The organism is Enterobacter cloacae complex sp. ECL411, assembly GCF_021869665.1.
Lineage (GTDB): Bacteria > Pseudomonadota > Gammaproteobacteria > Enterobacterales > Enterobacteriaceae > Enterobacter > Enterobacter intestinihominis.
Map to the genome: position 1 here is coordinate 155773 of NZ_CP091488.1, position 9442 is coordinate 165214.

Consider the following 9442-nt stretch of genomic DNA (forward strand, 5'->3'; position numbering starts at 1 on the left):
CTTCAGCGTGATGAAATATGGTGTCACACCATATTTACGCCTCACCGAATATCCAGCGTCCTGAACTAAGCCTGGGGAACATATATAAACGCTGCGCTTTAAAAATAATCAAAAATCAGGAGAGTTAATATGAATCTACAATCCGGACAAAACATACCCCTTCAGCAATCTGCTATCAGGCTGAATCTTCAGTACCCTGCCAAATTCGGCTTTAAAGGCGAACCCGATACCTGCCTGTTCTTGCTTAATGCTCAGGGAAAGGTCAGTGGCGATTCTGACTTTATCTTTTATAATAATTTGTCTTCTCCTGAGGGGGCTGTCAAGCTCGTTACCGGTTCGCAGCAGTCCAGCATTGATATAGCACTGGATCGTGTTCCGGCGAACGTCAGTAAAATTGCGATCACCGTTGTCATTGATGGTGAAGATACCATCAGTGGGCTCAGTTTATTGAGCATTCAGGCTCCTGGTATCGCTGACTTTCAGGCTGAGACTCAGGGCCGCAGTGAGAAAGCAATCATCCTGGGTGAAGTATATCGGCACAATGGCGCCTGGAAGCTTCGTGCGCTCGGGCAGGGTTTCAACGGTGGACTTGAGCCTCTGGCCATTAGCTATGGCGTTGATGTCGCACAGCCAGCTCCGCAGCCAGCAAAGCCAGCTCGTATCAGTCTGGAAAAGAAACTGGAAACCAGATCTCCGCGCCTTGTAAGCCTCGCTAAAAAAGCCTCGGTCAGTCTCACTAAAAATAAACTGGACACCCTTGAGGCAGCGGTTGCATTTGTACTTGACGCATCCGGCTCGATGAGTGGCCAGTTCAGTAAGGGGGTAATGGTGCCAACTTACTGATTTAGTGTATGATGGTGTTTTTGAGGTGCTCCAGTGGCTTCTGTTTCTATCAGCTGTCCCTCCTGTTCAGCTACTGAAGGCGTGGTGCGTAACGGTAAAAGTACTGCCGGACATCAGCGCTATCTCTGCTCTCACTGCCGTAAAACATGGCAGCTACAGTTCACTTACACCGCTTCTCAACCCGGTACGCATCAGAAAATCATTGATATGGCCATGAATGGCGTCGGATGTCGCGCCAGTGCACGCATTATGGGCGTTGGCCTCAACACGATTTTACGACACTTAAAAAACTCAGGCCGCAGTCGGTAAACTCACGCATACAACCGGGCAGTGACGTCATTGTTTGCGCGGAAATGGACGAACAGTGGGGTTACGTCGGCGCTAAATCACGCCAGCGCTGGTTGTTTTACGCGTATGACAGGATACGGAGGACGGTTGTGGCGCACGTATTCGGTGAACGCACGTTGGCCACGCTGGAGCGTCTTCTGGGCCTGCTGTCGGCCTTTGAGGTCGTGGTATGGATGACGGATGGCTGGCCGCTGTATGAATCACGCCTGAAGGGAGAACTGCACGTTATCAGCAAGCGATATACGCAGCGCATTGAGCGGCATAACCTGAATCTGAGGCAGCATCTGGCAAGGCTGGGCAGGAAGTCACTGTCGTTCTCAAAATCGGTGGAGCTGCATGACAAAGTCATCGGGCATTATCTGAACATAAAACACTATCAGTAAGTTGGAGTCATTACCCGCATCGTCTTAATTTTGGGAAAAAAACAAAGCCACACTGGGATGATATTCTGCGGCTGATTGCGTCCCTCAAACTTGGACGACTGAACGTAATGTCCATCATGAAAACACTGCAAACGGGCGACAGGCCAACCAGTCTGGCGCAGGCTATAGCCGAAATAGGCCGCGCAGATAAAACTATCCATATGCTGACTTACCTCGACGATGAAAACAAGCGGCGAAGAACGTTGCAACAACTCAACCGTGGAGAGGGTCGCCACGCGGTGGCCAGAAATGTCTTTCATGGTAAGCGGGGAGAGCTGAGGCAGGCTTACCGTGAAGGCCAGGAAGATCAGCTTGGATCGTTAGGTCTGGTGCTCAATATTATTGTTCTGTGGAACACGATTTACATGGATGCAGCAATTCAGCAGCTCAGGCGTGAGGGTTATCCGGTTTTAGATTCAGACGTTGAGAAACTTTCACCGTTACAGTGTGGGCATATCAATATGCAGGGGCGCTATTCATTTACAGTGCCGGAATCCGTCAGTAAGTGTGAGCTGAGAGCTTTCAATGAAGAGGAATAATTTATTGATTAATAAATTAATGGCCATTTAAATTGACTACTTAACGGCGTTTACTGTTCCGTTGCTCCCCAAACCCCGATCCCCAAGCAGGGTGAACGTCGCGAGCGGGAACTGCAGGAGCTAGTCAAAAAAGGTAAACGCCCGGTGGCGCTGTTTGTTGATGAGGCGCATGACCTGAACGGTAATACACTGACGGGGCTCAAACGGTTGATGGAAGTGGTTGAAGACGGCGGAGGACGGCTATCTGTCGTTCTGGCAGGTCACCCTAAACTGCGTAATGACCTGCGTCGTCCGACGATGGAGGAAATCGGTTATCGTACCGATATTTTTACGCTGGACGGGATCACCGGCAGCCAGCGCGAATATATCCAGTGGTTGCTGAAAACCAGCACCGGCAAGGGTAAGCCGGAAGATATTCTGACGACCGAAGCAGTTGACCTGTTGGCGATGAAACTTCGTACACCGCTGCAGGTCCAGTTGCACCTGACGCTGGCGATGGAAGCAGGATACCAGACAGGTGAAAAGCCGATTACCGCCACGCTGGTTGAATCCGTACTGTCACGTCAACTGGATGACCTGGAACCGACACTCACGCGGCATGGTTACCGGCTGAAAGATATGGTGGAGCAGTTTGATGCAAAACCTGCTGAAATCAGGGCATTATTTAACAATCAGTTAGACCCTGCCCGCACAGCCGAGCTACGCGACAGAATACTGGCGGTCGGCCTACCGATATGACGATGTCTATTTGCAGTTATTGTGAGCCCGGCGGACTGGATTGCGAGTCCGTCTGGCTGATTGCGAGCCCATTGTCACTTAATGTGAGTCGGGGGCGTTTTTCATTTGCAGTTAATGTGAGCCGAAATATGCGCTGATTGCGAGTCGGAGGGATTTCGATTGCGAGCCACTACAATTAATAGCCCGGAGCTGTTCCTGGACGCGCACCTGAGCCTTACGGCTGGGCGATTTTTTGCTTCGTTCCCGTTTGCCTTCGCTTTCCCGCTCATCCTGCTTTACCTGAGCCAGTCTGAGTACTGTTCCGAGACGTTTGTTATCAACAATCTGCCCCTGGTCGACACAGGCCAGCTTATCAAATGCCTGGCACTTAAGGCTACGATGCCCATAGTGGAAGGCGAGGGTGCCATCGGGATAATCCAGTACTTTAATTTTTTCACCGGCAAGACGGCTATTTTCTTCTGTTGGGTCAATGAGATAAAGGATCTTATCGTACTGGAAGGTCAGTGATTTCGACACGGTACGAACATCATGCCAGGCAAAGATGTCTCTTAATTCATCGGGGCTTTCCTGCACCGGACGATGCAAATCTTTCGGGAACCTTGCCGGTCGTGAAAACCGGCGGTTAAAGTCAACGATGAAAGTGGCAAGCCAGGCATTCGCGGCTTCAATGTCGGTAATACCGTCCAGACGCATTTCCTTGATCAGCCGATCCTGAAGTGTCTGATTCGCACGTTCCACGCGGCCTTTAGCTTCAGAGCTGTTGGCACAAATAAGCTCGATTGCCAGGTCATAGAGGACACGTCCGAACTGGGTAACGGTGGTATTGCGGTTCTCCGGACCACTGACGCGAAATATTGCGTGTTTATCACTGTACAGCGATACCGGCTTCCCATGCTGCTCAATGTATTCCCGGGTTGCCAGCATGTAGTCAAAGGCTGTTTCTGACTCGCTGAACCGCAGATGCATCAGACGGCCGGTGGCATCATCGATAAATACCAGAAGGCAGTATTTTGGCGCACGGCCTTCAAACCAGTCATGGTGGGAGCCGTCGATCTGGATAAGTTCACCCAGGCAATCACGCCGATGTCGGGGTTGATAAACCCGTGACTTGCGGCGAGCATGCGGAACCCAGAGTCCTTCAGACGTCATCCAGTTGCGGGCGGTCTCGATTGAAAGCCGGATATCATGGCGCTCTCTGAGTTTTTCAGCGGCCAGCGTGGGTCCAAAATCGCTGTAGTTTTCACGTATCAGTCTGAGCACGCGTAGTTTGAGAGATTCGGTCAACCTGCGGTTGCTGGGCTGGCCACGTTTGCGGCTGACAAGTCCTTCAGCACCTGAAACCCGGTAACGATTGATAAGCCGTTGCGCCTGACGTTCTGAGATGCCAAGCTGTGACGCTGCATCGCGACGGCGTAGACGCTTTTCACAAACAGCCTGTATCACTGGTAAGCGATGAATCTCTTTATCTGACATGGTCACCAACATCCGTTGAGTCCCTTAGAATTGCATTCAGTTTAGCTTACTCTAAGGTGACGTTTCTATCTGGATAAAAAGTGACATTACTAAATGGTTCTAACACCCTTTGTTATTGCAAGCTTAAAATGTCACCTGTTTTAGCCAGTTTCAAATGTCACCTGAAGTGACATAAGGGAGAGGTGATAAAGGGGTTTACTCCTAAGAGACGAGGGATTGACGTTTCCTGCATGAATGACGAGCGCGATTATCAGGAATCTTAAAAGAGAAAAAATCTAATTTCTTGTTGAGTATAAATTGACTCAAATAGCAAGATTGAGTATAAATTAACTCATCTATCATTGATTAGCTGGTATTTAGGCGTGAAAATTAACTACGTCCGTAAGCAAAGTGGAAAAAGAACAACAATCATTCTGCCTGATTCTATATGTGAGCTATGGTTTACAACTCGCCCCCGAGTAGGTGAACGTTGTTCAAAAGAGGCGCTTTGTGAGTTGCTTGAACAGCTGGATGATCCTGAAGCTGGAATTACCTTCCAGTCTCAGGTGGAGCATGTGCTTCTCGGTGACATTCGGGCATATCAGAACCGACTTTTAGCCAGTAATGATGAGCTAAAGTGTCGCGTGATTGACTGGATTACAAGTACGCTTCCGTGCATAACATCCCCAACAGCTCAGGCGTTAGAAATTTTAGAAGAACTGGACAAGTTGAAATTGGTTCCATGGGAAGCAATTGAGAAGTTTGATTCACTGGAAGAGCAAAGGTGGAAATAGCGCCCAGTGAATCACTGTGGAAATATTTAAACCCAAAAGAGCAGGGGCTAGCGTTTCAAACTGGCCCTGAATTCTGCTGGATTGACCAGAACCGGATTAATTGCTCTGAGTTGCTCCTGAACTCTGGCCTGGGCCCGTCGTTTGGGCATCTTTTTGCTCCGATCACGCTTACCATCGCGTTCGAGTTCATCCATTTTGCTTTGCGCCAGCTTCAGAACAGCTCCAAGACGTTTGTTATCAACGATCTGCCCTTGATCGACACATTCCAGTTTGTCGAACACCTGATATTTGAGTGAACGGTAACCGTATTTGAATGCCAATGTGCCGTCTGGATAGTCATAGACTGTGAGTTTTTCGCCAGCGATACGAGTGTTTTCTTCTGTAGGTTCAACCAGATATATCATTTTGTCATAGCGGAATGTCAGCGTTTTAGACAGTTTACGCAATTCCTGCCAGGCGAAGATATCATCCAGCTCTTCGTTGCTTTCAGCTACGGGTCGATGCAGGTCTTTAGGGTATTTTGCTGGTCTTGCGAAGCGACGATTGAAGTCAGCGATGAATATATCCAGCCAGGCGTTGGCTGCTTCAATACTACTGATTCCCTCGAGACGCATCTCCTTGATAAGTCGATCCTGAAGTGTCTGATTTGCCCGCTCTACGCGGCCTTTAGCCTGCGGGCTGTTGGCACAAATCAGCTCGATCCCCAGTTCAGAAAGCACACGGCCAAACTGGGTGACGCCGGTTGTGGTTGAACTACCATTATTAACTCTGAAAATGCCGTGTTTGTCGCTGTAGAACGCCAGGGGTTTGCCATGTTGCTCAAGATACTCGCGGGTGGCCATCATGTAATCAAAGGCTGATTCAGTCTCGCCGAAGCGGAGATGCATCAGGCGACCAGTAGCATCATCAATAAAGACGAGCAGGCAACATTTTGGAGCACGTCCTTCAAACCAGTCATGCGGAGAACCATCAATCTGAACAAGTTCTCCGAGGCAGTCCCGCCGATATCTCGGCTGATGAACGCGGGGCCTGCGACGTGAGTAAGGAACCCAGAGTCCATCGGCCGTCATCCATTTTCTGAGCGTTTCGACAGATACCGAGATGTCGTGACGTTCGCGCAATTTTTCTGCGGCCAGTGTTGGTCCGAAGTCACTGTAATGATCGTGAAGTAATGAAAGAACACGTAACTTAAGTGACTCAGGAAGCCTGTGATTACCGGGGCGTCCACGCCGAAGATTTGCCAGTCCTGCAACTCCAGACTCGCGAAAGCGGTTCATTAAACGCTGTGTCTGACGTTCGGTCAGAGCAAGCTGATGGGCAGCATCACGACGGCGCATGCGCTTTTCAACAACTGACTGAATGACATTGATCCGGCTGAGTTCTTTATCTGACATGGTCACGAGCATCCTGATGTCTCCATGGCCTGAGGATTGGATCCTTTATGCCAGAAAAAGTGACATCACTAAATGGGTTAAAAGTGACATCAGAATATTGCAGTTACACCCTTGGTGCGTATAAGATTGATTATGTTAAATCTAGTTTTTTATCCTTGATATTTAATCAGTTACTTAAATCATGGTACCCCATTTCGATCTCAGAGCCTACTGAGGCAGTTTCAGAAACAATGTCCGCTCCTGGGTTTGCGATAGCTTAAAGCCATGGTGAAGATAAAAGCTCCTGGCTTCTTCTGTCAGTGCATGAACCATAATCGCACGGACGCCAATATTCTCAGCAACACGGTAGCAGCGTAAAACTGCATCATGCAGTAAATCGGCCCCGAGCCCTTTCCCGCGAAATGAAACATCGACTGCCAGGCGAGCAAGTATGATGACTGGAATGGGATCAGGCATATTGCGCCTGAGGCTTCCAGTTGCTTCCGCGTGGTTAACGCTGCCGGTAGCCAGAGAGTAAAAACCGGCAACCAGTTTTGTGTTCTTTTTACAAACGACAAATGTTCTGGCTGCACCCAGAGCCTGATTTTTCAGTCCTCTCTGTTTAAGCCAGTCATCAAGTACAACCTCACCACTGACGAACTCAGCCAGTTGATGAAAGCTTGATAAAGGTTCCGGTGCTGTTACACGTCCCACTGAGGCTTCCTTGCCAGAAGTTTATCAATTGCGGCATCGTTCGAAACTGGTGCATCGAGCATATCGATAAACTCTGCATACTGCTCATCGTTAAAATTGAATACGCGTCGATCGAGGATCACATTCTCGGCAGCCTGACATGCCATTTCCAGAATGAAGTCTGTACGCGATTTATGGAGGATCTCTGCAGCAGCATCGATGAGTGCTCTTTGGGATTCCTTAGCTCTAAGGTTGAGCTGAACATCTGATTTCATGAGTGCGCCCCTTGTATAGCAATTGCTTTACAAGCATATCACAAGGATAGCGTATAGCAAACGCGATACAATCCCACTAAGAAGTACCTGTAATCCTCCCGTTCCCACTAAAACGCTCTTTCTCTTCCCTGCCCAACCCAATCCACTGACAACAATGCGGTGAGCGCTGCTACTCAAAAGTCCCTTACGGATAATGGTCATGCAAACTATGGACGCTTATCTTGTCTAACATCTGGAAAAATTAATGACGAGAAGGTAATATCCGAATCGTCAGCAATCGTCTTGTGGTGGGACAGCTTGTTGATTCAGATTACTTTTGTGACCTAACTCAAACCAAGAGTTTGACTGCTTTGTGGTGAAGCAGGCGGGTGGCAGAAGACGGTTATTCGGGAGAAATGCGGACTTCCGGAAACAAACAGGGACAGGACGTGTCCAGTAAAACGTTCAGGAGCAGGTGACGGAATTTTCCGGAGCCTGAATGCAAAAACTCCCTGAAATCTGTCTCGTTTTGGCGGACCAGTCAGATATTCAGGGAGCCTAAAAGCAGGCGCGATGCCTGTGAAGGATTATAACGCATGCACCACATAACACAACACCCGGCCGCCATAAGAACAGGCCGCCGTGAATGACAAACAGATTTCTGTCCACTGGTCTGAACTGCCGGCAGATGACTTAACCCGTTTCTGGCAGGATGTTGATGCCGGAACACAGGACAATTTCCTCGTCGCACCGGTTAAAAAACGGACCCGCCGCACACGCGGTGAACATTCCACAAAAGCCAAATGTGAAAACCCGTCCTGGTTCCGTCCTGAGCATTATAAAAAGCTCTCCGGGGAACTGGGTCATGCCTACAACCGGCTTGTGATGTTTGACAAGGCGACCGGACAGCCCGGGCTGCGTACTCACATCTCGCGTCATCCCCTTTATGTGGCCGGCCGCCGGAAGGCAGGACGTAAGTATGGCTTCCGTCCGGAGCGCCAGCGCCTGAACGATGCCCTCTGGCCCCTGCTCGTCAGCTTCTGCGATGGCGGAAAGCACTCTGTCGGCCTGTGTGTCTCGCGTCTGGCAGAAGAACTCAGTCCAAAAGACGCCCAGGGCAACGTCATTCCGGAAACGGAGGTGACAGCGTCACGCCTTTCTCGTCTTATCGAGGAGCAGGTACGGTTTGGCGTTCTGGGATATACGGAAGAACGCACCTGGGATCGTGAAACCCGCTCCTGGCTCCCGATGTACGTCTATATCACGCCCGCTGGTTTTCAGATGCTGGGTGTTGATATGGACAAGCTGCTGAAAGAGCAGGAGAAGAAACTGCGCCTCAGCGCCGAGCGTGAACGGCTCATCCGGGAAGGGGCGATGAGTGAGCATGATGACATTACCCCGCATAAGGCCCGTCAGTGCTGGTCCGGTCAGAAACGGCGTGATGCCCTGGCTTACCGCCGGAAGAAAGGGGCGGAGCGCAAGCGTGCCAACAACCTGATTAAGCTGCCGGCAGACGAACGTCTTCACGTCATGGAAAAATGGGTGTTCAGGACCCTGTCTCATGATGAGGCGTACTGGTGTACACCTGAACGACTGACACAGCTGGCGGTTCAGCATCTGTACCAGCTGGACCTGGCACTTTCACCGCCGGAATAGACCGGCGTACCGCACTCGCAGCCCCTCTGTTCACATGCCCCTCACCGGGGCTTCTGGTGCTGGTTTTTTCCGGAAAATCCGCGAGTTTTTTATCCTTTCCTCACTGCCCCTCACGGTTTCTGACCCTGTAAAACCATTCTGATGACTCAGAACGACGGTTATTTTCTTTTTTCCACAGAAATCCGCAAAGGAATAACTCACCTTTTCCGGAAAGGAAAAAAATGGAATCCGCAAAATAATCTAACCCCCGTTTTTTATCGCTCTGTTCATTTCATTCCAGAGTGGATCTTTGTCTTCTGCCACCCTGTGGATAAACAAAAAGGCCTTTGC

The 9442-nt window shown here is 49.9% G+C and carries 7 protein-coding genes and 3 pseudogenes; 6 read left to right on the plus strand and 4 right to left on the minus strand.

The genetic code is table 11. The features are described 5' to 3' along the window. Positions 1-129: 129 nt before the first annotated feature. The 4 genes and pseudogenes from L3069_RS25440 to L3069_RS25455 all read left to right on the plus strand — a co-directional run. Positions 130-822: pseudogene (locus tag L3069_RS25440) on the plus strand (TerD family protein); the annotation flags it as partial. A gap of 54 nt (positions 823-876) precedes the next feature. Continuing rightward, positions 877-1574, plus strand: a protein-coding gene (locus L3069_RS25445) for an IS1 family transposase (protein WP_223274117.1) whose coding sequence is annotated in 2 segments (ribosomal slippage) — positions 877-1126 and positions 1126-1574 — 699 coding nt in all. Because the reading frame shifts where the segments join, the coding sequence is not laid out codon by codon here. A 47-nt stretch (positions 1575-1621) separates the two neighbouring features. Then, a pseudogene (locus L3069_RS25450) lies at positions 1622-2152 on the plus strand (Tn3 family transposase); the annotation flags it as partial. Between the two features lie 75 nt (positions 2153-2227). After that, positions 2228-2890 (plus strand): annotated as a pseudogene (locus tag L3069_RS25455) (AAA family ATPase); the annotation flags it as partial. 111 nt (positions 2891-3001) lie between these two features. On the opposite strand, the gene L3069_RS25460 reads toward L3069_RS25455, so the two are convergent. Then, the gene (locus tag L3069_RS25460) at positions 3002-4363 is read right to left on the minus strand and encodes an ISNCY family transposase (protein ID WP_217189050.1); all 1362 of its coding nucleotides are present in this window, start codon (positions 4361-4363) and stop codon (positions 3002-3004) included. 362 nt (positions 4364-4725) lie between these two features. Here L3069_RS25460 and L3069_RS25465 point away from each other — a divergent pair, with 362 nt between their 5' ends. Continuing rightward, entirely contained in the window at positions 4726-5136 is a 411-nt protein-coding gene (locus L3069_RS25465) for a hypothetical protein (RefSeq protein ID WP_155732125.1), read from the plus strand. Positions 5137-5183: 47 nt separating this feature from the next. Here the strand turns inward: L3069_RS25465 and L3069_RS25470 are convergent, their stop codons facing one another. From L3069_RS25470 to L3069_RS25480, 3 genes are all read right to left on the minus strand, one after another. Beyond that, complete coding sequence (locus L3069_RS25470) at positions 5184-6530, minus strand: ISNCY family transposase (protein WP_236901934.1); 1347 nt, start codon at positions 6528-6530, stop codon at positions 5184-5186. Positions 6531-6737: 207 nt separating this feature from the next. Further along, the gene (locus tag L3069_RS25475; RefSeq protein ID WP_127851260.1) at positions 6738-7223 is read right to left on the minus strand and encodes a GNAT family N-acetyltransferase; all 486 of its coding nucleotides are present in this window, start codon (positions 7221-7223) and stop codon (positions 6738-6740) included. Beyond that, on the minus strand, positions 7211-7477 hold the full coding sequence (locus tag L3069_RS25480; protein ID WP_127851259.1) for a DUF1778 domain-containing protein: 267 nt from the start codon (positions 7475-7477) through the stop codon (positions 7211-7213). Before L3069_RS25480 ends, L3069_RS25475 begins: the two co-directional genes overlap by 13 nt. Before the next feature lie 621 nt (positions 7478-8098). On the opposite strand from L3069_RS25480, the gene repA reads away from it, so the two are divergent. Continuing rightward, a complete protein-coding gene (repA, locus tag L3069_RS25485) occupies positions 8099-9112 on the plus strand; it encodes a plasmid replication initiator RepA (RefSeq protein WP_148577035.1) in 1014 nt (337 codons plus the stop codon). Positions 9113-9442 lie beyond the last annotated feature (330 nt).

Coding starts and splice junctions, on each gene's coding strand:
- L3069_RS25460 (WP_217189050.1), bottom strand. CDS start 4,363: ATGTCAGATAAAGAGATTCATCGCTTACCAGTGATACAGGCTGTTTGT.
- L3069_RS25470 (WP_236901934.1), bottom strand. CDS start 6,530: ATGTCAGATAAAGAACTCAGCCGGATCAATGTCATTCAGTCAGTTGTT.
- L3069_RS25480 (WP_127851259.1), bottom strand. CDS start 7,477: ATGAAATCAGATGTTCAGCTCAACCTTAGAGCTAAGGAATCCCAAAGA.